This window comes from Roseateles sp. GW835-FHT13E02 (assembly GCF_058794035.1).
Genome location: NZ_JBXAGJ010000013.1, coordinates 129,657 through 151,005, shown reverse-complemented (window position 1 = coordinate 151,005; position 21,349 = coordinate 129,657). Strand labels below are relative to the sequence as shown.

22 protein-coding genes and 1 pseudogene are annotated in these 21,349 nt (G+C 68.4%); 19 read left to right on the top strand and 4 right to left on the bottom strand.

What is annotated here, in order from left to right; genetic code table 11:
- Window positions 1-112 precede the first annotated feature (112 nt).
- The 6 genes from AC1Q6P_RS14460 (at window position 113) to AC1Q6P_RS14435 (ending at window position 8,083) form a co-directional block, all read left to right on the top strand.
- Window positions 113-1,396 (top strand): efflux RND transporter periplasmic adaptor subunit, encoded by a 1,284-nt coding sequence (locus AC1Q6P_RS14460; protein ID WP_492664559.1) that lies wholly within the window; start codon window positions 113-115, stop codon window positions 1,394-1,396.
- A 104-nt stretch (window positions 1,397-1,500) separates the two neighbouring features.
- Window positions 1,501-2,241: an ABC transporter ATP-binding protein gene (locus tag AC1Q6P_RS14455; protein ID WP_492664646.1), complete on the top strand. Its 741-nt coding sequence runs from the start codon at window positions 1,501-1,503 to the stop codon at window positions 2,239-2,241.
- A complete protein-coding gene (locus AC1Q6P_RS14450; protein WP_492664560.1) occupies window positions 2,241-4,712 on the top strand; it encodes an ABC transporter permease in 2,472 nt (823 codons plus the stop codon). The genes AC1Q6P_RS14455 and AC1Q6P_RS14450 overlap by 1 nt, the downstream gene beginning before the upstream one ends.
- A 40-nt stretch (window positions 4,713-4,752) precedes the next feature.
- On the top strand, window positions 4,753-6,138 hold the full coding sequence (locus AC1Q6P_RS14445) for a sigma-54-dependent transcriptional regulator (protein WP_492664561.1): 1,386 nt from the start codon (window positions 4,753-4,755) through the stop codon (window positions 6,136-6,138).
- Window positions 6,135-7,526 (top strand): sensor histidine kinase, encoded by a 1,392-nt coding sequence (locus AC1Q6P_RS14440; RefSeq protein ID WP_492664562.1) that lies wholly within the window; start codon window positions 6,135-6,137, stop codon window positions 7,524-7,526. Before AC1Q6P_RS14445 ends, AC1Q6P_RS14440 begins: the two co-directional genes overlap by 4 nt.
- 32 nt (window positions 7,527-7,558) lie before the next feature.
- A complete protein-coding gene (locus AC1Q6P_RS14435) occupies window positions 7,559-8,083 on the top strand; it encodes an FKBP-type peptidyl-prolyl cis-trans isomerase (RefSeq protein ID WP_102769485.1) in 525 nt (174 codons plus the stop codon).
- Between the two features lie 23 nt (window positions 8,084-8,106).
- Here the strand turns inward: AC1Q6P_RS14435 and AC1Q6P_RS14430 are convergent, their stop codons facing one another.
- Window positions 8,107-8,331, bottom strand: a complete 225-nt coding sequence (locus tag AC1Q6P_RS14430; protein WP_102767014.1) for a SlyX family protein — start codon at window positions 8,329-8,331, stop codon at window positions 8,107-8,109.
- A 67-nt stretch (window positions 8,332-8,398) separates the two neighbouring features.
- On the opposite strand from AC1Q6P_RS14430, the gene AC1Q6P_RS14425 reads away from it, so the two are divergent.
- The 7 genes from AC1Q6P_RS14425 to AC1Q6P_RS14395 all read left to right on the top strand — a co-directional run bounded on the left by AC1Q6P_RS14425 (window position 8,399) and on the right by AC1Q6P_RS14395 (window position 14,439).
- Window positions 8,399-9,202 carry a sulfurtransferase gene (locus AC1Q6P_RS14425; protein ID WP_492664563.1) on the top strand — a complete coding sequence of 268 codons (804 nt, stop codon included), beginning with the start codon at window positions 8,399-8,401 and terminating at the stop codon, window positions 9,200-9,202.
- Between the two features lie 6 nt (window positions 9,203-9,208).
- A complete protein-coding gene (locus AC1Q6P_RS14420) occupies window positions 9,209-10,216 on the top strand; it encodes an alpha/beta fold hydrolase (RefSeq protein WP_492664564.1) in 1,008 nt (335 codons plus the stop codon).
- 64 nt (window positions 10,217-10,280) lie between these two features.
- A complete protein-coding gene (locus AC1Q6P_RS14415; protein ID WP_102767016.1) occupies window positions 10,281-11,075 on the top strand; it encodes an ABC transporter substrate-binding protein in 795 nt (264 codons plus the stop codon).
- A gap of 26 nt (window positions 11,076-11,101) precedes the next feature.
- Window positions 11,102-11,794, top strand: a complete 693-nt coding sequence (locus AC1Q6P_RS14410; protein ID WP_492664565.1) for an ABC transporter permease — start codon at window positions 11,102-11,104, stop codon at window positions 11,792-11,794.
- The gene (locus AC1Q6P_RS14405; RefSeq protein ID WP_102767018.1) at window positions 11,791-12,477 is read left to right on the top strand and encodes an ABC transporter permease; all 687 of its coding nucleotides are present in this window, start codon (window positions 11,791-11,793) and stop codon (window positions 12,475-12,477) included. The genes AC1Q6P_RS14410 and AC1Q6P_RS14405 overlap by 4 nt, the downstream gene beginning before the upstream one ends.
- Window positions 12,478-12,502: 25 nt before the next feature.
- Window positions 12,503-13,630 (top strand): succinylglutamate desuccinylase/aspartoacylase family protein, encoded by a 1,128-nt coding sequence (locus AC1Q6P_RS14400; RefSeq protein ID WP_492664566.1) that lies wholly within the window; start codon window positions 12,503-12,505, stop codon window positions 13,628-13,630.
- Between the two features lie 20 nt (window positions 13,631-13,650).
- Window positions 13,651-14,439, top strand: a complete 789-nt coding sequence (locus tag AC1Q6P_RS14395) for an ABC transporter ATP-binding protein (RefSeq protein ID WP_492664567.1) — start codon at window positions 13,651-13,653, stop codon at window positions 14,437-14,439.
- 15 nt (window positions 14,440-14,454) lie between these two features.
- Here the strand turns inward: AC1Q6P_RS14395 and AC1Q6P_RS14390 are convergent, their stop codons facing one another.
- Both AC1Q6P_RS14390 and AC1Q6P_RS14385 read right to left on the bottom strand, forming a co-directional pair.
- Window positions 14,455-15,177 carry a DUF599 domain-containing protein gene (locus tag AC1Q6P_RS14390; protein WP_102767021.1) on the bottom strand — a complete coding sequence of 241 codons (723 nt, stop codon included), beginning with the start codon at window positions 15,175-15,177 and terminating at the stop codon, window positions 14,455-14,457.
- Between the two features lie 75 nt (window positions 15,178-15,252).
- Window positions 15,253-15,978, bottom strand: a complete 726-nt coding sequence (locus tag AC1Q6P_RS14385; protein ID WP_102767022.1) for a pirin family protein — start codon at window positions 15,976-15,978, stop codon at window positions 15,253-15,255.
- A 111-nt stretch (window positions 15,979-16,089) separates the two neighbouring features.
- On the opposite strand from AC1Q6P_RS14385, the gene AC1Q6P_RS14380 reads away from it, so the two are divergent.
- The 6 genes and pseudogenes from AC1Q6P_RS14380 to AC1Q6P_RS14355 all read left to right on the top strand — a co-directional run bounded on the left by AC1Q6P_RS14380 (window position 16,090) and on the right by AC1Q6P_RS14355 (window position 21,040).
- A complete protein-coding gene (locus AC1Q6P_RS14380) occupies window positions 16,090-17,058 on the top strand; it encodes a LysR substrate-binding domain-containing protein (RefSeq protein WP_102767023.1) in 969 nt (322 codons plus the stop codon).
- Window positions 17,058-18,059 carry a tRNA glutamyl-Q(34) synthetase GluQRS gene (gene gluQRS / locus AC1Q6P_RS14375; protein ID WP_492664568.1) on the top strand — a complete coding sequence of 334 codons (1,002 nt, stop codon included), beginning with the start codon at window positions 17,058-17,060 and terminating at the stop codon, window positions 18,057-18,059. The genes AC1Q6P_RS14380 and gluQRS overlap by 1 nt, the downstream gene beginning before the upstream one ends.
- An 11-nt stretch (window positions 18,060-18,070) precedes the next feature.
- Window positions 18,071-18,430 (top strand): annotated as a pseudogene (locus AC1Q6P_RS14370) (FKBP-type peptidyl-prolyl cis-trans isomerase); the annotation flags it as partial.
- 30 nt (window positions 18,431-18,460) lie between these two features.
- Window positions 18,461-18,808 carry an FKBP-type peptidyl-prolyl cis-trans isomerase gene (locus tag AC1Q6P_RS14365; protein ID WP_223696805.1) on the top strand — a complete coding sequence of 116 codons (348 nt, stop codon included), beginning with the start codon at window positions 18,461-18,463 and terminating at the stop codon, window positions 18,806-18,808.
- A 125-nt stretch (window positions 18,809-18,933) separates the two neighbouring features.
- Window positions 18,934-19,692, top strand: a complete 759-nt coding sequence (locus AC1Q6P_RS14360; RefSeq protein ID WP_492664569.1) for an MgtC/SapB family protein — start codon at window positions 18,934-18,936, stop codon at window positions 19,690-19,692.
- Between the two features lie 28 nt (window positions 19,693-19,720).
- Window positions 19,721-21,040 (top strand): M1 family aminopeptidase, encoded by a 1,320-nt coding sequence (locus AC1Q6P_RS14355; protein ID WP_492664570.1) that lies wholly within the window; start codon window positions 19,721-19,723, stop codon window positions 21,038-21,040.
- Between the two features lie 15 nt (window positions 21,041-21,055).
- Here AC1Q6P_RS14355 and AC1Q6P_RS14350 read toward each other — a convergent pair whose 3' ends face one another.
- Window positions 21,056-21,283, bottom strand: a complete 228-nt coding sequence (locus tag AC1Q6P_RS14350; RefSeq protein WP_102767028.1) for a sulfurtransferase TusA family protein — start codon at window positions 21,281-21,283, stop codon at window positions 21,056-21,058.
- Window positions 21,284-21,349 lie beyond the last annotated feature (66 nt).

Genomic DNA, 21,349 nt, shown 5'->3' with positions numbered 1-21,349 from the left:
CTGAATATGGATCAAGACCGGATGGCAGGCCGACAAAGCCCATGAACAGGGCTTTCTGGCTCCGAGCGAGGTGGCCGCAAGAGCTGGCACGGCTCCTGCGATCACTCGGTGCATGGACTTGCAAAGAACCCTCACCTCCGCCCAGCGATGGCGGCGTCGCGCCAGCCGGCCGGCCTTTCTGGGCCTGGCCCTGCTGGTGCTGATGGGCCTGGCCGGCGGCCTGCTGGCCCTGCGCCTGCGCGCCGCGCCGATCGAGCTGACCGCCTCGGCCCGCGGCCTGCAGTTCGCCGCGGTCGAACGCGGCCCCCTGGCCCTGGATGTGCGCGGCAGCGGCGTGCTGGTGTCCAGCGATCCACGCTGGATCACCGCGCAAAGCGAGGCGCGTGTCGAGCGCCTGCACGCGCAGGCCGGCAGCAGCCTGCGCCAGGGCGAGCTGCTGATGCTGCTCAGCAACCCGCAGCTGCAGCAGCGCGCCCAGGAAAGCCGCTGGCAGCTGGAGCAGGCCGAGGCCGAACTCAAGGCCTTGCAGGCCAGCCTGGACAGCCAGGTCATGAACGCCCAAGCGGCGGTGCAGCGTGCCGAGTTCGGCGCCCGCAATGCCGAGCTGCAATGGCAGGCGGATCAAGAGCTGCTCAAGGACGGCATGGTCTCCAAGCTGGCATTCCAGCGCAGCCGCTTCAGCGTCGAACAAGCCGGCCAGACCCTGCAGCTGGAGCGCGAACTGCTGCAGCGGCAGCGCGCGGCCATGCAGGCCCAGCTGGAGGCCAAGCGCGCGGCGCTGGCGCGCCTGCACAAGGCCTGGCAGCGCGATCTGGAGCTGGTCGAGGCCCTGCAGGTGCGTGCGCCCGCTGACGGCGTGGTGCAGGAGCTGACACTGCAAGCCGGCCAAAGCGTGGTAGCCGGTGCCTTGCTGGCCAAGCTGGCCCGGGCCGACGCCCTGTACGCGGAAATTCAGGTGCAGGAAGCCCAGGCGCGCGACATCGCCGTGGGCCAAAGCGCCCAGATCGATCTGCGCAGCGGCGGGCGCGAGGGCCTGCTGCACGCCGTGGTCAGCCGGGTGGCGCCCAAGGTCAGCAACAGCCTGCTCAAGGTGGACCTGCGCCTGCTCGATCCCCTGCCGCGCGGCGCCCGCCCCGACCTCAGCATCGACGGCAGCATCGCCCTGAGCCGCCTCAGCGACGCCGTGCAGGTGCAGCGACCCGTGTTCAGCCAGGCCATGAGCCAGGCCCAGGTCTACCGCCTGATCAGGGAAGACCTGGCCGAGCGGGTGCATGTGCAGTACGGCCCGGCCTCGGTCGGCCGCATCGTCATCCAGAGCGGCCTGCAGCCCGGCGACCGCATCGTCGTCTCCGACACCAGCAGCTGGCGCCTGAGCGAGCGCGTGCGCCTTCGCTGAAGCGCCGCCCATTTTTTCAGCCCTATATTCAACGCCACGAGGCAGAGAGGAACCAACCCATGAGCACGAACCGCTCCCCGCACGCCGCCGCCGAGGCGTCACCCTTGATCCGCCTGCAGGGCGTTCAGAAGAGCTTTCTCAGTGACGAGCTGGAAACCCGCGCCCTCGACGAGGTCAGCCTGGTGGTGCGCGGCGGCGAGTTCCTCGCCGTCAGCGGCCCCTCGGGCTGCGGCAAGTCCAGCCTGCTGTCCATCCTGGGCCTGCTCGACAGCCCCAGCAGCGGCAGCTACGAGCTGAGCGGCCAGCGGGTCGATCAGCTGGACCCGCGCGCCCGCGCCCTGCTGCGCAACCGCCAGATTGGTTTTGTCTTTCAGGCCTTCAATCTGATCGGCGACTTGAGCGTGGAGGACAACGTCGCCCTGCCGCTGAGCTATCGCAGCGAGATGAGCCGTGCCGAACGCCGGGCCCGGGTCGCCGAGGCCCTGGCCCAGGTGGACATGGCGCACCGCGCCCGCCACCACCCGGCCCAGCTCTCCGGCGGCCAGCAGCAGCGCGTGGCCATCGCCCGCGCTCTGGTCGGCCAGCCCCGCCTGATCCTGGCGGACGAGCCCACCGGCAACCTCGACTCGCGCAATGCCGAGCTGGTGATGGCGCTGCTGCAGAAGGTGCACGCCGGCGGCGCCACGCTGTGCATGGTCACCCACGACCCGCGCTACGCCGCCCTGGCCCAGCGCACCGTGGCCTTGTTCGACGGCCGCGTGGTGGCCGACCTGCCCACCGCGGCCCTGCACTCCGGCCAGGCGCGAGCGGCAGGCGGCCAGCCCGCCCTGGCGGAGGCCCTGTGATGCGGGACGATCTTCACCACAGCGTGCAAGCCCTGCTGCGCCATCCCGGCCATGCCTTGCTGAGCCTGCTGACCCTGAGCTGCGGCCTGGGCTTCGCGATCTTTGCCGCCGGCATCTATTTCAGTTTCACGGCCGGAGACCTGCCCTTCCCCGAACCCGAGCGCCTGGTCGCTGTGGAGGCCAGCCGTGACGGCGAGCGCAGCCAGGCCAAGAGCGTGCATTACCTCGACCTGCTCGAGTACCAGCGCCAGACGCCCAGCCTGGAGGCCTTGCTGCCCCTGCAGACCGACACCGTCACCCTCGGTGGCCAGCGCCAGTACCCAGCCAATTTTGCGGCCGCGCGCGTGTCGGCCGGTATCTGGCCCTGGCTCGGCGAAGCCGCCCGGCCCGAGCTCGGACGTGGCCTGCTGCCCGGCGACAGTGAGCCCGGCGCTGCGCCGGTGGCTGTGATCGGCGCCGATCTCTGGCGGCGCTTTCTCGGCGCCGACCCAGCCATCGTCGGCAGCCGGGTCAAGATCAACGGCGTGGACACGGAAATCGTCGGCGTGCTGCCCGGCCGCCTGCGCTTCCCCATGACCCAGGAGCTCTGGCTGCCCTTCCAGCCCCCGGCCGGCACCCTCAGCCGCGGCGAGGGCTACTCCATGGGCACGCCCCAGCATGTGATGGCCCTGGGCCGGCTGCGCCCAGGCGCCAGCCGCGAGCAGGCCGGCGCCGAGCTGCAGCAGGTGGCCCAAAGCCTGGCGGCACAGTTCCCCGCCAACAACCGCCGCGTCGGCGCCCTCGCCCTGCCCTATGCCGCCTGGGGCCTTCCCGATGGCGACATGATTGTCCTCGGCCTGGTCGGCGCCGCCGCGCTGCTGTTGGCCCTGGTCTGCATCAACACCGCCAATCTGCTGCTGGCCCGCGCCAACGAGCGCCGGCAGGAGCTGGCCGTGCGCGCCGCCCTGGGTGCGCCGCGTGGCCGCCTGGTGATGCAGATGCTGACCGAGACCTGGCTGCTCTGCCTGACCGCCGCCGGCCTGGGCCTGTTCTTCAGCGCCTGGGCCCTGGAGGCCACCCAGCAGGCCGTGATGGCCACGGCCGACGGCCGACTGCCCTTCTGGATCCACTTCACCATGCGGCCGCAAGCCGTGCTGGTCGGCTTGGGCGTGAGCCTGCTGACGGCCCTGGCCACCAGCCTGCTGCCAGCCTGGCGCGCCTCGGCCGTGGACCTGAACAGCGTGCTGCGTGACGGCCGCGGCAGCCAGGGCCGCGCCAGCAGCCGCTTTGCCCGCGGCCTGGTCTGGGTGCAGATCGCCCTGTCCAGCCTGCTGCTGCTGGCCTCCGGCCTGCAGACCTACACGGTGCACCAGCGCCTGAACGCCGGCACCGGCGCCCGCATGGAAGGCGTGCTGACCGCCCGCCTGACCCTGCGCACGGCCGAATACCAGGGCAGTGGCGAGGCGGTGCAAGCGGCACGCGCGGCCCTGTGGAACCGCCTGCAAGCCCGCTTGGACGAAGCCGCTGGCAGCGCCCAGGCCCGTGTGGCGCTGTCCACCAGCCTGCCCGGCGGCGGCATGATCGACACGGACGAAATCCTGCCCGAAGGCATGACGGTGCAAGACGGCCAGTACCCCGAGGGCGGCAACTACCGCATCAATGCGGGCTTCTTCGATGCCATGGAAGTGAAACGGCTGGCCGGGCGCGAATTCGGCCCGCAGGACCGCGCCGACAGCCTCAAGGTGGCGGTGATCAACCAGAACTTTGCCCAGCAGCACTGGCCTGGCCAGGACCCGCTGGGCAAGCGCTTTGCCATCGTCGAGGGCCAGACCCAGAAGCGCATCGGTCCCTGGATCACCGTGGTCGGCGTGATCCCGCATGTACTGCAAGGCATCGGCCGTGAACGCGGCCTGCGCGCGGCCAATTTCTACCTGCCGATCAGCCAGGCGACGCCCGGCGCGCCTGCAGACATGGGCATCGCCCTGGTCGGCGTGCCGGACAACGCCGCCAGCCGCGAGCTGCTGGCCCGTGCCGTGTCCCAGGCCGACCCGGCCCTGGCGCTGGAGCAGGTGGTCAGCGCCGAGGAACGCCAGCGCATCGCCCACGGCGGCGAGGACGTGGCGGCCGCCATGTACCTGATCCTCGGTCTGCTGACCCTGGGCCTGGCCAGCAGCGGCATCTACGGCGTGACCAGCCGCGCGGTGCAGCTGCGCGGCCAGGAGATCGGCGTGCGCCGGGCCGTGGGCGCCAGCGACGGACAGCTGATGCGCATGCTGCTGGGCCAGGCCCTGAGTCTGCTGGCCCTGGCCCTGCCCCTGGGCCTGACCGGCGGCGCCCTGGCCCTGAGCGGCGAGCTGGGCAGCAGCCTGCCGCTGGGCTTGGGCGTGCTGCTCGTGGGCACGCTGATCTCGAGCCTGGTGATGTTCTCGACCTGGCTGCCGGCGCGCCGGGCCTTGCGACAGTCGCCCACCGCCGCCCTGAACAGCCCATGAGCCTGGGCGAGAATGCCGCGGCCATGACTCCGCCGCCCCGATGAGTGCCTTGCCCGATTTCAGCCTGCCGCTCTTGGTCGTCGACGACGATGCGGCCGTGCGCAGCGCGCTGCGGCTGCTCCTCAAGAGCGAAGGCTGGCGCTGCGAGCTGGCCGAGTCGCCCGAGCAGGCCCTGGCGTTGCTGGGGTCGGCCGAGTACGGCCTGCTGCTGGCCGACCTCAACTACGCCCGCGACACCACCTCGGGCCAGGAAGGCCTGGACCTGATCGCACGGGCGCGTGCCCTCGATGCCCAGCTGCCCATCGTCGCCATGACGGCCTGGGGCAGCGTGCCCCTGGTGGTGCAGGCCTTGCAGGGCGGCGCCAACGATTTCATCGAGAAGCCCTGGGACAACACCCGCCTGGCCGGCATCGTCCGCACCCAGCTGGCCCTGGGCGAGAGCCAGCGCCGCGCCCAACGCCTGGCGGCCGAGAACGCGCTCTTGCAGGCCCAGGGTGGCGAGCGCCCCTGGATCGGCCGCTCGGCGCCCATGCAGGCCTTGATGGCCCAGGTGGCGGCCGTGGCTCCGGCCGATGTGAACCTGCTGATCCGGGGCGAGAACGGCAGCGGCAAGAGCCAGCTGGCCCAGGCCATCCACCGCCAATCGGCGCGCGCGGCCGGGCCCTTCATCAGCGTCAATATGGGCGCCATCCCCGAGAGCTTGTTTGAGAGCGAGATGTTCGGCCACGAGAAAGGCGCTTTCACCGACGCGCGCCAGGCCCGCATCGGCCGCTTCGAGCTGGCCGACGGCGGCACCTTGTTCCTGGACGAGATCGGCAACATCCCGCTGGCCCAGCAGGCCAAGCTGCTGCAGGTGCTGGAGGGCGGGCAGTTCGAGCGCCTGGGTTCGGCCCGCCCGCGCCGCGCCAACGTGCGCCTGATCGCCGCCAGCAATGCCGATCTGGACGCCATGGTCGAGCAGGGCCTGTTCCGCCGCGACCTGCTCTACCGGATCAACAGCGTGCAGCTGACCCTGCCGCCGCTGCGCGAGCGCGGGGCGGACATCCTCGATTTGGCCACTCACTACCTGGCCGACTGCGCCCGGCGCTACCAGCGGCCGGCCAAACGCTTGGGCGATGCGGCACAGGCCGCCTTGCTGGCGCATGCCTGGCCGGGCAATGTGCGCGAGCTGGCCCATTGCATGGAGCGCGTCAGCCTGCTGGCGCCGGCCGAGCAGATCACGCCGGGCGACCTGGGCTTGAGCGCCGCCGCCGCGACGGTTCCGGCGCACACCGCGCTGCCGGCCGAGCTGACGCTGGAGGAGGCTGAAAAGCTGCTGATCCGCACCGCCCTGCGTCGCCACGGCGGCAATGCCCTGCACGCCGCGCAGGCCCTGGGCCTGAGCCGCTCGGCCTTCTACCGCCGCCTGGAAAAGTACCAGCTGTGAGCGCTGCGAACGAGCCCGCCAAGCCTGGGCTGGCCCTGGCGGTCGACCGCGGCTTTGCCGGCCGGTTGCGCCGCGCGGCCCTGCTGGGCGGCGCACCGGCCTGGGCTCTGGCCTGCCTGCTGGTCTGGCAGCAACCCTGGCTGATCTATCCCAAGCTGCTCTGCATCACCCTGTGCAGCCTGGGCTGGCTCGGCACCGCCGCCTGGCTGCATGCGCGGGCCGAGCACCAGCGGCGTCTGCTCGGCCATGTGATCGAGGCCATGGCCAGCGGCGACTACAGCCAGCGCCTGCGCCTGCAGGGCGGATCGGCGGAGCCCGACGCGCTGGCCACCCAGCTCAATGCCCTGGTCGACAGCCTGCACCAGCAGCGCCTGCAATCCCTGGCCGCCGAGCGCCTGGCCGAGAACGTGCTGCAGACCCTGGATGTGGCGGTGTTTGCCTTCGATGCCCAGGAGCGCCTGCAACTGGCCAACCCCAGTGCCCTGGGCCTGCTGCGGCGCGCGCGCGAACATGCCCTGGGCCGCAGCGCCGCCGAGTTGGGCCTGGACGAGCTCTTGCGCGCCGACCCCGAGGCCTTGCGCGAGCAGGTTTTTCCCGGCGCCGCCGGCCTGTGGCGGCTGCGCCAGCATCGCTACGAGGTCGAGGGTCAGGCGCGCCGCCTGCTCTTCGTCAGCGATCTGAAACAGGTTTTGCGCAGCGAGGAGCTGCAGGCCTGGCAGCGCTTGTTGCGTGTGCTCAGCCACGAGGTCAACAACTCGCTGGCGCCGATTGCCAGCCTCAGCGACACCTTGCGGCGGCGCCTGGACGCCCTGAGCCCGGGCGCGCACCTGCACCCGGACGACTGGCGGGCCGAGCAGGCCGAAGCCCTGAGCCTGATCGAGGAGCGCGCCCGCCACCTGGCCGATTTCGTGCGCCGTCACGCCCAGCTGGCGCGACCGCTGGAGCCGCGCATGCAGCGCTTTGACCTGCTGGCCCTGCTGCGCCGCCTGCCGGCCTTGCTGCCCCAGGCCCAGCTGACGCTGGAATTCGACGGCATCTCGCCCGACGCCGCGCTGGACTTCTACGGCGACCCGGGGCTGCTGGAGCAGCTCTTCATCAATCTGCTGAAAAACGGCATCGAAGCCGGCGGCGCGCCGCTGCTGTTGCGCCTGAAGGCGCGCCTGCAGGCCGAGCCGCTGCAGATCAGCCTGCTGGACCGCGGCTGCGGCCTGGCCAACCCGGCCAATCTCTTTGTGCCCTACTACACGACCAAACCCCAGGGCAGCGGCATCGGCCTGGTGCTGGCCCGCCAGATTGCCGAATGCCACCAGGGCAGCTTGCAACTGCTTCCGCGCAGCGATGGACCGGGCTGCCAGGCCCTGCTGCGCTTCGCCCGGCCCCAGGGCTGAGGCCGGGCAAACCCTTGTGGGACAATTCGGCCATGCAAATTTCCGCCCCCTGTGTGGTCTCCCTGAGCTGGAGACTCGAAGACGCCCAAGGTCAGCTGATCGACGAACTGGCCGAGCCGCTGGAGTTTTTCTACGGCGGCAGCGATCTGTTCGCCAAGGTCGAAGAAGCCCTGGCCGGTCAGGAAACCGGCTTTGAAGCGGCCGTGGCCCTGGAGCCCGAGCACGCCTTCGGCGATTACGACTCCAATCTGGTCTGCTTTGAATCCCGCAGCCTCTTCCCCGATGGCGTGGAAGCAGGCATGCAGATCGAAGGCCTGCCCGAAGGTGCCGTCACCGAAGACATGCCCGACGGCCTGATCTTCACCGTGACCGAAACCTACCCCGAGCATGTGGTGCTGGACGGCAACCACCCGCTGGCCGGCGTGGGCCTGCGCATGTACATCAAGGTGCGCGATGTGCGCGAGGCCACGGCCGAGGAAATCGAGGCCGGCAGCCTGGGCGAGGCGGTGTTCAGCGTCGGCATGGCCGGCGCGCCGGACGGCGAGCCCCTGCACTGAGCCCGACCGGGCCGCGCGCAGCCTCAGTAATGTGGCGGCAGCTCGTCGCGCAAGCTGCGAAAGGCCGGCCCGCCGGCATCGGCCGCCGGGCGCTCGCGCAAGGCCAGCACTTCGCGGGTCAGCGCGTCGATCTGCTGTTGCTGCCGCACGATCACCTGGTTGAGTTGCTCGACCAGGTCTTCGGTGAACGAAGCCTTGATCTCCAGATCGACCAGGCGGTTCTCGAAATTCTGCAAAGAGGTGTCCATGCCGTGATTGGAACACCGACACCTCGACTCTGAGGCCGCTTCGACCCCTGCCTACAATCTCACGACCATGTCGATCTCCAGCCACCCGCCCATCCTCAACATCTCGGCCTACAAGTTCGTGCCCCTGCCGGACTGCGCCGAGCTGCGCGAGCAACTGCTGGCCCATGCGCAAGACCTGGCCCTCAAGGGCACGGTGCTGCTGGCGGAAGAAGGCATCAATCTCTTTCTGGCCGGCCCGGGCGAAGCCGTTCACGCCTGGGTGAATGCCCTGCGCCAGGACGCGCGCTTTGCCGACCTGGCCCCCAAGGAAAGCTGGAGCGAAGCGGTGCCCTTCAAGAAGCTGCTGGTCAAGGTGAAGCCGGAGATCATCCGCATGAACCACCCGACTATCCGCCCGGATCAGCAAGCGCGTGCGCCGGCCCTGCCCGCCGCCACCCTGGCCCGCTGGCTGGACCAGGGCCATGACGACGAAGGCCGGCCGGTGGTGCCCCTGGACACGCGCAATGCTTTCGAGGTGGATTACGGCACCTTCGAGGGCGCGATCGACTGGCGCATCAGCAAGTTCAGCGAGTTCCCCGAGGCCGTGCAGGCGCACCGCGAGGAGCTGATGGGCAAGACCGTGGTCAGCTTTTGCACCGGCGGCATCCGCTGCGAGAAGGCCGCCATCTATCTGCAGCAGCAAGACCTGGACGGCCCGGTCTATCAGCTCGAAGGCGGCATCCTCAAGTACTTTGAGGAAACCGGCGGCCCGCATTACCAGGGCAGCTGCTTTGTCTTCGACCAGCGCGAGGCCCTGGGCGCCGCGCTGGAGCCGGCCACCGAGATCCAGCGCCCGGCCAGCGAGGCCCACCGCGCACCGGCCAGCCGCTGAAAAGGCATGAGCCTGCGAACACCTGGCCCGGCCGAGCTGGCACCGACCCCAAGCGCTGCACAGCGCCTGGCGGCCTGGGGCCTGCGCGTGTTCGGCGCCCTGCTGTTCATCGCCGCCCTGCTCTTTGGCGCCAGCAAGGCGCCTGACCGCAGCCTGGAAAGCCTGGTGCCGCAATGGGCGCCACCACCCTCGGATTTCATCGAGCTGGGCGGCCAGCCCATCCACCTCCGCGACCAGGGCCCGGCCGCCGACCCGACACCCATCCTGCTGCTGCATGGCACCAGCAGCAGCCTGCACACCTGGGAGGGCTGGGTGAAGGCGCTCAGCCGCGAGCGCCGCGTCATCAGCGTGGACCTGCCTGGCTTCGGCCTCAGCGGCCCCAGCCCCAGCGGCGACTACCGCGACGCGGCCTATCAGAAGTTCCTCGCGGCCCTGCTCGACCACCTGAAGCTCGAGCGCGTCATCCTCGGCGGCAATTCCCTGGGCGGGCAGATCGCCTGGCAGTTCGCGGCCGCACAGCCGCAACGGGTGGCTGCCCTGATCCTGGTGGATGCCGCCGGCTACCCCTTGGCACCGCGCGATGTGCCGCTGGCCTGGCGGGTCAGCGCCCTGCCCCTGATCGGGCCGCTGAGCGACCACCTGCTGCCGCGCAAGCTGGTCGAGTTCAGCCTGCGCCAGGTCTACGGCCAGCCCGAGCGGGTCAACGCTCCGCTGGTGGACCGTTACTTTGAGCTGACGCTGCGGGCCGGCAATCGCACCGCCCTGCGCCAGCGCCTGGCCCAGTGGGGCGGTGGCGAGCAAGCCGGCCTGATCCCGAAGCTGCGCCTGCCCACCTTGATTCTGTGGGGCGAACGCGACCGCCTGCTGCCCCCCAGCGACGGCCAAGCCTTCGCCCGCGACATCGCCGGCAGCCGCCTGGTGCTGCTGCCGGGCCTGGGCCATGTGCCCCAGGAAGAAGACCCCGCCGCCTCGCTAAAGCCGGTGCTCGAGTTCTTGCATACGCTCAAACCCTAGGTAGCAAGCGATGCGAAGCAATGCAAGATCAACCCTTCCCTTTTTGAACCCTCTAGGAGAGGCCATGCAAAAACGCCAACTGATTGCCCTGAGCACCTTCATCGCCCTGGCTTGTGGCTCGTTCGCCGCCCAAGCCCAAGCCCCGGACTGGAAAAAGATCCGCATCGGTGTGGAAGGCGCCTACCCCCCCTTCTCTGAAGTGGGTGCCGACGGCAAGCTCAAAGGCTTCGAGATCGACCTGGCCCTGGCCTACTGCGCCGAAATCAAGGCCGAGTGCACCCTGGTGCAGCAAGACTTCGACGGCCTGATCCCGGCCCTGCAAGCGCGCAAGGTCGACGCCATCATCGCCTCGGTCTCCATCACCGACGAGCGCAAGAAGACCATTGCCTTCTCCAACGCCTACTACAACACCCCGGCCCGCTTCGCCGCCAAGGCCGACGCCAAGCTGGACGTCTCGCCCGCCGGCCTCAAGGGCAAGAAGATCGGTGTGCAGCGCGCCACCATCCATGAAAAGTTCGTGGACGCCACCTTCAAGCAAAGCCAGATCGTGCGCTACGCCTCGCAAGACCAGGCCTTCCTGGACCTGAAGTCGGGCCGCATCGACCTGACCCTGGCCGACCTGGTCGCCATCGACCAAGGTTTCCTGGCCAAGCCCGAAGGCAAGGGTTTCGCCTTCGTTGGCCCCAGCTATGACGATGTAAAGTACTTCGGCGTGGGCTCGGGCGTGGGCATGCGCAAGGCCGATGCCGCCACCCTGGGCAAGAAGTTCAACGACGCGATTGCCGCCGTGGCCGCCAACGGCACCTTCAAGAAGCTCAACGACAAGTACTTCTCGTACGACATCGCCCCCAAGAAGTAAGCCCGAAGTAAAAGGCGACGTTTTCGATGTTCCTGCATGGCTTTCTGAACAGCCTGCTGGAGGGAGCCGGGGTCACGCTGAGCGTGGCCCTGGCCTCTTTGGCGATGGCCATGGCCCTGGGTTTGCTGGGCGCCATCGCCAAGCTCTCCAAATTCCGCTTCGCACGCGGTCTGGCCTACCTCTACACCACGCTGATCCGCGGCGTTCCCGATCTGGTGCTGATGCTGCTGATCTTCTATGGCGGCCAGGTGGCCGTGAACGAGATCGCCCTCAGGCTGGGCCATGAGGAGTACATCGACATCAACCCCTATGTCGCCGGGGTGCTGACCATCGGCTTCATCTTCGGCGCCTACCTGACCGAGGCCTTCCGCGGCGCCTTCCTGGCCGTGCCGCCGGGGCAGCGCGAGGCCGGCCTGGCCTACGGCCTGAGCGGCTGGCAGATCGCCTGGCGCATCACCCTGCCGCAGATGTTTCGCCATGCCCTGCCCGGCCTGTCCAACAACTGGCTGGTGCTGATCAAGAGCACTGCCATCGTCTCGGTGATCGGCCTGTCCGACCTGATGACGCGCGGCCAGCAAGCGGCCGGCTCGACCCGCGAGCCCTTTGTCTTTTACCTGGCCGTGGCCCTGATCTACCTGAGTTTCACCAGCGTGTCGGAGCTGATCTTCAACTGGCTGGAAAAGCGCTTCTCCATCGGTGTGCGCAAGGGGACGCTGTGAACCTGGAAGCGATTCAAGAAAACCTGCCGCTCTACTTCAGCGGAGCCCTGGCCACCTTCGAGCTGCTGGTGATTTCACTGCTGCTGGGCCTGCTGATCGCCGTGCCCCTGGGTGTGCTGCGCAGCTTGCAGAACAGCTGGATCTCGCGCGTGATCTGGCTCTACACCTATGTGTTCCGCGGCACGCCCATGCTGGTGCAGCTGTTTTTGATCTATTACGGCCTGGCCCAGTTCGAGGCGGTGCGCGAGAGCTTTGCCTGGCCCTGGCTGAGCTCGGCCTGGTTCTGCGCCTGCCTGAGCTTTGTGCTCAACACCGGCGCCTACACCACCGAGATCATCGCCGGCAGCATCCGTGCCCTGCCCGCCGGTGAGATCGAAGCAGCCAAGTCGCTGGGCATGAGCCGCTGGGTGATGTTCCGCCGCATCGTCCTGCCCTCGGCCCTGCGCCGCTCACTGCCGGCCTACAGCAATGAGGCGATCTTCATGCTGCACGGCACCTCGCTGGCCAGCATCGTCACCATCATGGACCTGACCGGCGCGGCGCGCCAGGTCAACTCGACCTACTACATCCCTTTCGAGGCTTTCATCACCGCCGCGGTCTTCTACTTCCTGATGACCCTGAGCCTGGTGGCCTTGTTCCACAAGGCCGAGGCGCGCTGGCTCAAGCCCTTGATGCCGCGCTGACCCCCGAACCCGACGACGCCTTCCCATGCAGATCCAGACCCATCCCCTGATTTCCCCGGCCCCGGGCACGCAGCGCGAGCTGATCTCCATCCACTACGGCCAGCCGGCCGGCGAGCGCATCGGCCAGAAGGCCTACATCCAGGCCTCGCTCCATGCCGATGAGCTGCCCGGCATGCTGGTCGCCCACCACCTGCGCAAGAAGCTCGATGTGCTGCAGGCCGCCGGCCGCATCACCGGCGAGGTGATCCTGGTGCCCATGGCCAACCCCATCGGCCTGTCGCAGCAGATGCTGTACATGCACATGGGTCGCTTCGAGACCACCACGGGCGAGAACTTCAACCGCCACTACCCCGACCAGATCGAAGCCACGGCCCAGGCGGCGGAAAGCCAGCTGAGCCAGGACGCCGACCACAACACCCGCGTGCTGCGCCGCGAACTGAAAAAAGCCGTGGCCGCCGCGCCGGTGGACACCGAGTTGCAGTCCCTGCGCCGCACCCTGATGAGCCTGAGCTGCGACGCCGACATCGTGCTCGACCTGCACTGCGACGCCCAGGCCGTGATGCACCTCTACACCGAGACGCCTTGCTGGCCCGAGTGCGAGGTGCTGGCCCGTTTCATACGCTCGCGCGTGACCCTGCTGGCCCAGGAGAGCGGCGATTCACCCTTCGACGAGGCCTGCTCGCAGACCTGGTGGAAATGGGCGAAGCGCTTCGAGGGCCAATTCCCGATCAAGCAAGCCTGCCTGTCGGTCACCGTCGAGCTGCGTGGCGCGGCCGACGTCGAGCACGCCCTGGCCGAGGCCGATGCGCAGAACATCATCGATTTCCTGATCTACCGCGGCCTGATCAGCGGCGATAAGCCCGCCCTGCCCGAGGCCGTGGGCGACGCCCGCCCGCTGGCCGGCAGCATGCCGATCAAGGCCCCGGTGGCGGGCGTCCTGACCTTTATGCGCGAGCCTGGCGAAACCGTGGCCGCTGGAGATGTGCTGGCCCATGTGATCGACCCGATCAGCAATGCCGTGACCGAGCTCAAGAGCCCGGTGGACGGCCTGTTCTTCGCACGCGATTTCGTGCGCTTCGCGCCTGCCGGCATGCGCGTGGCCAAGGTGGCCGGCCTGCAGGCCCTGCGCACCGGCAAGCTGCTGGGCGCCTGAGAACCAAGAAACTCCCCGAGATGTCCACCGTGCCCGATACCCAGACCGCCAGCCTCATCGTCGACAACCTGCACAAGCGCTACGGCGAACGTGAGGTGCTGAAAGGCGTGTCCCTGTCCGCCAAAAAGGGCGATGTGATCACCCTGATCGGCTCCTCCGGTTCCGGCAAGAGCACCTTTCTGCGCTGCCTGAACCTGCTGGAGCAGCCCTACGAGGGCCGCCTGTCCCTGCGCGGCGAAGAGCTCAAACTGGTGCGCGACCGCGACGGCAGCCTCAAGGCGGCCGATGCCAAGCAGCTGCAGCTCTGGCGCGCGCGCCTGGCCATGGTGTTCCAGAACTTCAACCTCTGGGCCCATCGCACGGTGCTGGAGAACGTGATCGAAGCGCCGGTCCATGTGTTGGGCGTGCCCAAGGCCGAGGCCATCGCCAAGGCCGAGGCCTTGCTGGCCCGCGTGGGCGTCTCGCACCGCAAGGATGTCTACCCGGCCCAGCTCTCGGGCGGCGAGCAACAACGCGTGGCCATCGCCCGCGCCCTGGCGGTCGAGCCCGAGGTGATGCTGTTCGACGAGCCGACCTCGGCCCTCGACCCCGAGCTGGTCGGCGAGGTGCTCAAGGTCATGCGCGATCTGGCCGCCGAAGGCCGCACCATGATCGTGGTCACTCACGAGATGGGTTTTGCGCGCGAGGTGTCCAACTACACCTTGTTCCTGCACCAGGGCAAGGTCGAGGAAGAAGGCAAGCCGCGCGAGGTGCTGAGCAAGCCCAACAGCCAACGCCTGCAGCAGTTCCTCAGCGGCGGTTTGAAGTAAGACAGCCCGGGGCGCTCAGGCGCCCGAGGCTTCATCGCGCAGCACCTCCAGCACGTCCGAGTGGAACTCGCGCTGGTAGAGCACATAGATCACGCCCACCGTCGCGCCCATCAGGGCCAGAGGTGAGAAGAACCAGGCGATGGCCGCGAAGCTCAGGTAGTAGGCGCGCAGGCCGTCGTTGAAGGTCTCGGCCGCCAGGCCCATGACCCGTCCGGCGCGCTGGGCGAAGGCCTCGCGCGACAGCCCACCTTTTTCGAACTGCTCGGCCTCGGGCGCCGCACCCACCAGCAGGGCGCCAAAGGTGTACTGGCGCATGCTCCAGGTGAAGCGGAAAAAGGCGTAGACGAAGATGGCCGTCAGCAGCACCAGCTTCATCTCGAACACCAGGTCCGAGGTGCGGGCCGCAAACGGCAGCTCGCGCACCAGCTCGGTGGCCTTGTCGCCCGCACCCAGCACGGCCAGCAGGCCGCCGATGATCAGGATGGTGGTCGAGGCAAAGAAGGACGGGCTGGTGGACAGGTTCTGCACCACCACCCCGTCGATCACCCGCACCTCGCGGTAGGTGACCTGCATCATCCAGCGCGTGCGCTCGCGGTTGGTGGCGGCCAGCAGCGAGCCATGGAACTGCGACTGGCGCTTGGCAAACACGGCATAGCCGATCCAGCCGGCAAAGAACACGAACAGCGCCAACCAATCGATCAGCGGCAGCAGGGACAGGGCGGAAAACAAGGTCTTCATGGCCTCGACTGTAGAGGCATTGGCGGGCGCGCATCGCCAAAAAAACGCATGAGCACGCGCGCCGCCAACGCTAGGTCAGGGCGCCAGATCGAAGACCAGCACCTCGGCGTCCTGCCCTTGCGCCAGGCGCACGGCATCTTCACCGCGCAGCTGCAGCGCATCACCGCCCTGCAGGCTCTGGCCATTGACGTTCAAGCTGCCGCGGATTAGGTGCACATAGGCGATGCGCCCCGGCTGCAGCGGCAGCTCGGCCTGCTCAGGCCCATCAAACAAGCCGGCATAGAGTTGGGCATTGGCGTGGATGAAAACCGCATCCGCACCGGCCTCGCCCGAGGCCACCAGGCGCAGGCGGCCGCGCTTCTCCTCGGTCGCGAAATGCCGCTGCTCGTAGCTGGGCGCCACACCGCGCTGGTTGGGCTCGATCCAGATCTGCAGAAAATGCGTGCTCTGGCCCTCGGCATGGTTGAACTCGCTGTGGCGCACGCCGCTGCCGGCGCTCATGCGCTGCACATCGCCGGGGCGGATCACGCCGTCGTGGCCGCTACCACCAGGGGCGCCATTGCCCATGCTGTCCTGGTGGGCCAGCTCGCCCGAGAGCACATAACTGATGATTTCCATGTCGCGATGGCCATGGGTGCCGAAGCCGGTGCCGGCGGCGATGCGGTCTTCGTTGATCACGCGCAGATCGCCAAAACCCATGCGGCTGGGGTCGTAGTAATCGGCGAAAGAAAAGCTGTGAAACGACTTCAGCCAGCCATGGTCGGCAAAGCCGCGTTCAGACGATTTGATCAGTTCAAGCATGTCTTTCTCCTGTTGGGGCGCGCCATCGGCGCGGCATGGACACACTGTAGAAGCCTTGCTCCTGCGCTGGGCGCTGGGCACTTGAAGCCATCATTCAAATAAGATGAAGGCATGCCCAACCCCCTCGACAAACGCCGCGCCCTGACCCCCGAAGCCCTGGCCATGATGGACACCATCGCCCGCACCGGCAGCTTTGCCGCCGCAGCCCGAGAGATGGGGCGTGTGCCCTCGGCCCTGACCTACAGCGTGCGCCAGCTCGAAGAAGCACTCGATGTGCTGCTCTTCGACCGCCGCAGCCGCCAGGCCGAGTTGACCGCCGCCGGCCAGGAGCTGCTGTTCGAAGGCCGGCGCCTCCTGCAGGAGATGGACGCCGTGGCCAACCGCGTGCGCCGCATCGCCACCGGCTGGGAAAGCGAGCTGACGATTGCCATCGACGACGCCATCGCCCGCCGCGCCATCTTTGACCTGATGGAGGCCTTCTACCAGCTGCGCGACGAAGCCGGCCAGGCCCCGCCAACCCGGCTCAAGCTGCGCGTGGAGGTGATGGTGGGCACCTGGGAGGCGCTGATGTCGGGCCAGGCCGATCTGGCCATCGGCACCTCGACCCAGCCGCCCAGCGCCGGCTTCAAATGCGAGCTGCTCGGCGATATGGAGATGATCCTCTGCGTCGCACCGCACCACGCGCTGGCCAGCGCGCCGACGCCGCTGAGCGCCGCGCAGATCGCCCAGCACCGCATCATCGCCGTGGCCGACACGGCCCGCAGCCTGGCCCCGCGCACCGTGGGCGTGCTGCCGGGCCAGGAGGTGCTGACCATGCCCTCGATGGCGGCCAAGCTGGAGGCGCTGATGCGCGGCCTCGGCTGCGGCTCACTGCCCACGCCCATGGTGCGCCGTCAGATCGAGGCCGGCCGCCTGGTGCACAAACCAAGCGATCAGGAGCCGCGCGTCGTGCCCATGCACTACGCCTGGCGTGACAACGGCCAGCCGCCGGCCCGCGCCCTGGCCTGGTGGCTGAGCCAGCTGCAAAGCAGCGCCACCCGCCGCGCCCTGCTGGAGCAGCATGAGGGGCTGTTGCTCTGATGCCGAGCACCAAGGTATCCGGCGGCTATGTCGGCCGCTTCGCCCCCTCACCCACCGGCCCGCTGCATGCCGGCTCCCTGGTCGCGGCCCTGGCCAGCTGGCTCGATGCCCGGGCCCAGGGCGGCCGCTGGCTGCTGCGCATCGAAGATGTGGACGGCCCGCGCTGCCCGCCTGGCGCCGACCGCTTCATCCTCGATCAGCTGGCCCGTTGCGGCCTGCACCCCGACGAGCCGCCCGTGTGGCAATCGCAGCGCAGCGCGCTCTACCAGGCGGCGCTCTCGCGCCTGCAGGCCCAAGGCTGGGCTTACGGCTGCGCCTGCTCACGCAAGGAGATTGCCGCGGCCCAGCTGGCCCGCGGCGCCACGCTTGAGCGCCACGGCGAGCTGGTCTACCCCGGCAGCTGCCGCGCCGGCACCCAGGGCCGCCCCCCACGCGCCTGGCGCCTGCGCAGCACGACCGGCCTGCAGAACGAGGCCTCGCTGCAGATCGACTGGCAGGACCGCCGCCTGGGCGCACAGACGCAAGACCTGACCCTGGCCGTGGGCGACTTCGTGCTGCGCCGCGCCGATGGGCTCTGGGCCTACCAGCTGGCCGTGGTGGTGGACGATGCCGAGCAAGGCATCAGCGATGTGGTGCGCGGCGAAGACCTGGCCGACAACACACCGCGCCAGATCCGCCTGCAGCAGCTGCTCGGCCTGCCCACGCCGCGCTATCTGCACACGCCCCTGGTGCTGGGCGCCCATGGCGAAAAGCTGTCCAAACAGAATGGCGCGGCCGCCCTGGTGCTGGACACGCCGGCTGATGCATTGCGGGCTTTGCGTCAAGCCGGCGCGGCCCTGGGCCTGCCGGCCGAGCTGGCCGGCGCTTCGGTCAGCGAGTTCCTGGCCAGCGCCGTGCAGGGCTGGCGCGCTTTTGATGGCATGATGCCCGCCTCTTCGTCGCCATCCCCTCTTGCACCGGCACTCCCGCTTGCGCAGCCGGGCGACGAATCCGCTTTTTGAAGGACCCATTCATGAACACCACCCCCAGCGGCCTGCAGTTTGAAGACACCGTGGTCGGCGAAGGCGCCGTGGCCAAGTCCGGCCACGATGTCACCGTCCACTACACCGGCTGGCTCTACAGCAAGGACGCCGACGGCAACTGGGTCAAGGGCGCCAAGTTCGACTCCAGCAAGGACCGCCGCGATCCCTTCAAGTTCGAGCTCGACGGCGGCATGGTGATCCGCGGCTGGGACGAAGGCGTGCAAGGCATGAAGATCGGCGGCACCCGCGTGCTGGTGATCCCACCCGAGCTGGGCTACGGCGCGCGCGGCGCCGGCGGCGTGATCCCGCCCAATGCCACCCTGATGTTCGAGGTCGAGCTGCTGGCCCTGGCCGGCGGTGAAGAGGCGATCTCGCTCAACCTGACCGCCCTGCCCAGCGGTCTGCAATTCGAAGACACCGTGGTCGGCGACGGCGCCGAAGCCAAGGCCGGCCAGCGCGTCACCGTGCATTACACCGGCTGGCTGTACAAGAACGGCAACAAGGGCAAGAAGTTCGACTCCAGCAAGGACCGCGGCGACCCGTTCCGCTTCCACCTGGCCGGCGGCGAAGTGATCCGCGGCTGGGACGAAGGCGTGCAAGGCATGAAGATCGGCGGCACCCGCATGCTGGTGATCCCGGCCGAGCTGGGCTATGGCGCCCGCGGCGCCGGCGGCGTGATCCCGCCCAATGCCACCCTGCTGTTCCAGGTGGAATTGCTGGCTGTCTGAGCCGCACCACGGCGCATGGAAAAAGGTCCTTCGGGACCTTTTTTCTTGGCTGAGGCCCGCACGCGCGGGGCTAGCATCGCGCCAGGGAGCCTGGCCTTTTCAGAGACAAATCGCGGAGATTGCTGATGAGCTTGCTCGACCTCGACCACCTGCTGCGCTATTGGACCGCCACCCAGTGGCAGGCCAATGTGCTGATGCTGCTGCACCTGCTGGGCGCCATGATTCTGGGCCTGGTGTTGGGCTATGAGCGGGCCTACCACGGCCGCGCCGCCGGCATGCGCACCTATGCCCTGGTCTGCATGGCCTCGGCCGCCGTCATCATCCTGCTGGCCTATCCGCAGCAGTGGTTCGGCGGCTTGCAGGCCGGCGGCGTGCTGCCGCCCTCGGCCGACCCGACGCGCGTGATCCAGGGCGTGGTCACCGGCATCGGCTTCCTGTGCGCCGGCGTGATCATGAAGGAAGGCATGAACATCAGCGGCCTGACCACGGCCGCATCGCTGTGGGCGGCTTCCTCGATCGGCATCCTGGTGGGCATGGGCTTCTATTTCGCTGCCATCATGCTGACCCTGCTCTGCGCCAGCCTGATGATGTGGGGCGCCAAGCTGGAAAACACCCTGCCCTCGCATCCGGCGATTGCCGTGATGTTGCGCGGTGAGCCGGGGCGGCTGTTCCGCCAGGACGAGTTGGCGGCCTTTGCCGACCAGCTGGGCTTTCGCTTCGCGCCGGGTTCGCTGAGCATCGAATCCAGCAGCGGGCGAGAGGAATGGCGCTTCGTCTGCACGGCGCGCCGCAATTTCCGCGGCGAGACCCTGACCCGCTTCGCCAACCATGTGATGGAGATTCCCGGTGTCAGCGAATACCGGGTCACGCATGCGCGCAACTGAGCAGGGCCGCATATGGCGCCGGTGCGGGATGGCTTGCCTGCTTGCCCTGCTTGCAAGCGCCGGGCATGCGGACTGGCTGGGCCAGCACTACGCCCTGAGCTTGCGACCTGATTTCGCGCGTCAAACCCTGGAGGGCGAGGCGCAAATCGAGCTGACGCAGCAAAGCCCAGCCCAGGCGCAGAACAGCGTGCAGCTGCGCTCGCCCCGACTGGACATCACGGCCGCACGCCTCGCGGGTCAGGTCTTGCGCTTGAGGCGACTGGATGGGCCGGAAGACGGGTGGCAGATCGACCTGCCCGCCCATGCGGCCAAGCAGTCGCAGCTGAGCTTGAGCATCCGCTACCGCGCCCAAGCCGGCGAGGGGCTGGTGTTCGGCCCGGAGCATGTCTACACCGCCTTCCACAGCTGCCAGTGGCTGCCTTGTGCCGGGACAGACCTCAGCCGCGCGAGTATCCAGATCAACCTCGAGCTGCCCGGGGGCTACGACAGCCTGGCCAGTGGCCGCCGCATGCCCAGCTTGGGGCACGCGCAGCGTTGGCAGCAAGACCTGCCCTACCCGCTCTACACCCTGGGTTTTGCCGCTGGCCGGTTCAGCCGCGTGCAAATGGACTCAGGTGTCACGGGGCAACCCGAGCTGGCCTTTCTGGGTGTCAGCGATGACACAGAGACCTTGCGAGCCAAGTTCGCACCGAGCGCCGCCATGCTGGCCTTCTTCAGCGAGAAAGCGGGCGTCGCCCTGCCCCAGCCGGTGTACAGCCAGCTCTTGCTGCCGGGCGGCGTGGCACAGGAAGCCAGCAGCTATGCCTTGATTGGGCGTCGCATGCTGGACCCGATTCTGGAAACACCGCAAGAAGACTGGGTGATTGCGCACGAGATGGCCCACCAGTGGTGGGGCAATCTGCTCAGTTGCGCGGAGTGGCGTGATTTCTGGCTCAACGAAGGCATCACCACCTTCATGACCGCCGCCTGGAAGCGACACCGCTGGGGTGAGGCTGCCTACCAGCGCGAACTGGGCCTGATGCACAGAGGCGTGCAACGCGCGCGCGACGCCGGCTTCGACAGACCTCTGAGCTGGCCGGGTGACTACCCCAGCCTGAGCCTCAAACGCGCCATCCACTACAGCAAAGGTGCGCTCTTCATGGTCGCGCTGCTCGAACACATGGGAGAGCAGGAATTCTGGGCTGGTCTGCGCCACTACACACAAGTCCATGCGGGTCGCAGCGTGCGAGCGGCCGATTTCCAGCAGGCCATGCAGGCTCAAAGCCGACGCGACCTGGCGCCTTTGTTTCAGCACTGGGTGTACGAAAACGCGGCAGGCAGCGCGCCGCAGGGCAAGGTCGAGCGCTGAATCAACGGCGCTTGATCAGCGGCGCTTGAGCACGTGGATGTATTCCTCGCCCTGGCTGCTTTGCTGCACCAATTCGTTGCCGGTCTGCCGAGCAAAGGCCTGGAAGTCGCGCATGGAACCGGGGTCGGTGGCCACCACCTTGAGCAGCTGGCCGCTCTCCATCTCGGCCAGGGCTTTCTTGGCCTTGAGGATGGGCAGGGGGCAGTTCAGGCCGCGGGTGTCGATTTCTTTGTGGGCGTCCATGGAGATCCTCGTTTGCGCTGCATTTTAGGTGGCGAGTGCCCCGCGCAGGGCCCGATCAGCACCCGG

Coding starts and splice junctions, on each gene's coding strand:
- AC1Q6P_RS14460 (WP_492664559.1), top strand. CDS start 113: ATGGACTTGCAAAGAACCCTCACCTCCGCCCAGCGATGGCGGCGTCGC.
- AC1Q6P_RS14450 (WP_492664560.1), top strand. CDS start 2,241: ATGCGGGACGATCTTCACCACAGCGTGCAAGCCCTGCTGCGCCATCCC.
- AC1Q6P_RS14445 (WP_492664561.1), top strand. CDS start 4,753: ATGAGTGCCTTGCCCGATTTCAGCCTGCCGCTCTTGGTCGTCGACGAC.
- AC1Q6P_RS14435 (WP_102769485.1), top strand. CDS start 7,559: ATGCAAATTTCCGCCCCCTGTGTGGTCTCCCTGAGCTGGAGACTCGAA.
- AC1Q6P_RS14430 (WP_102767014.1), bottom strand. CDS start 8,331: ATGGACACCTCTTTGCAGAATTTCGAGAACCGCCTGGTCGATCTGGAG.
- AC1Q6P_RS14425 (WP_492664563.1), top strand. CDS start 8,399: ATGTCGATCTCCAGCCACCCGCCCATCCTCAACATCTCGGCCTACAAG.
- AC1Q6P_RS14420 (WP_492664564.1), top strand. CDS start 9,209: ATGAGCCTGCGAACACCTGGCCCGGCCGAGCTGGCACCGACCCCAAGC.
- AC1Q6P_RS14415 (WP_102767016.1), top strand. CDS start 10,281: ATGCAAAAACGCCAACTGATTGCCCTGAGCACCTTCATCGCCCTGGCT.
- AC1Q6P_RS14410 (WP_492664565.1), top strand. CDS start 11,102: ATGTTCCTGCATGGCTTTCTGAACAGCCTGCTGGAGGGAGCCGGGGTC.
- AC1Q6P_RS14400 (WP_492664566.1), top strand. CDS start 12,503: ATGCAGATCCAGACCCATCCCCTGATTTCCCCGGCCCCGGGCACGCAG.
- AC1Q6P_RS14395 (WP_492664567.1), top strand. CDS start 13,651: ATGTCCACCGTGCCCGATACCCAGACCGCCAGCCTCATCGTCGACAAC.
- AC1Q6P_RS14390 (WP_102767021.1), bottom strand. CDS start 15,177: ATGAAGACCTTGTTTTCCGCCCTGTCCCTGCTGCCGCTGATCGATTGG.
- AC1Q6P_RS14385 (WP_102767022.1), bottom strand. CDS start 15,978: ATGCTTGAACTGATCAAATCGTCTGAACGCGGCTTTGCCGACCATGGC.
- AC1Q6P_RS14380 (WP_102767023.1), top strand. CDS start 16,090: ATGCCCAACCCCCTCGACAAACGCCGCGCCCTGACCCCCGAAGCCCTG.
- gluQRS (WP_492664568.1), top strand. CDS start 17,058: ATGCCGAGCACCAAGGTATCCGGCGGCTATGTCGGCCGCTTCGCCCCC.
- AC1Q6P_RS14360 (WP_492664569.1), top strand. CDS start 18,934: ATGAGCTTGCTCGACCTCGACCACCTGCTGCGCTATTGGACCGCCACC.
- AC1Q6P_RS14355 (WP_492664570.1), top strand. CDS start 19,721: ATGGCTTGCCTGCTTGCCCTGCTTGCAAGCGCCGGGCATGCGGACTGG.
- AC1Q6P_RS14350 (WP_102767028.1), bottom strand. CDS start 21,283: ATGGACGCCCACAAAGAAATCGACACCCGCGGCCTGAACTGCCCCCTG.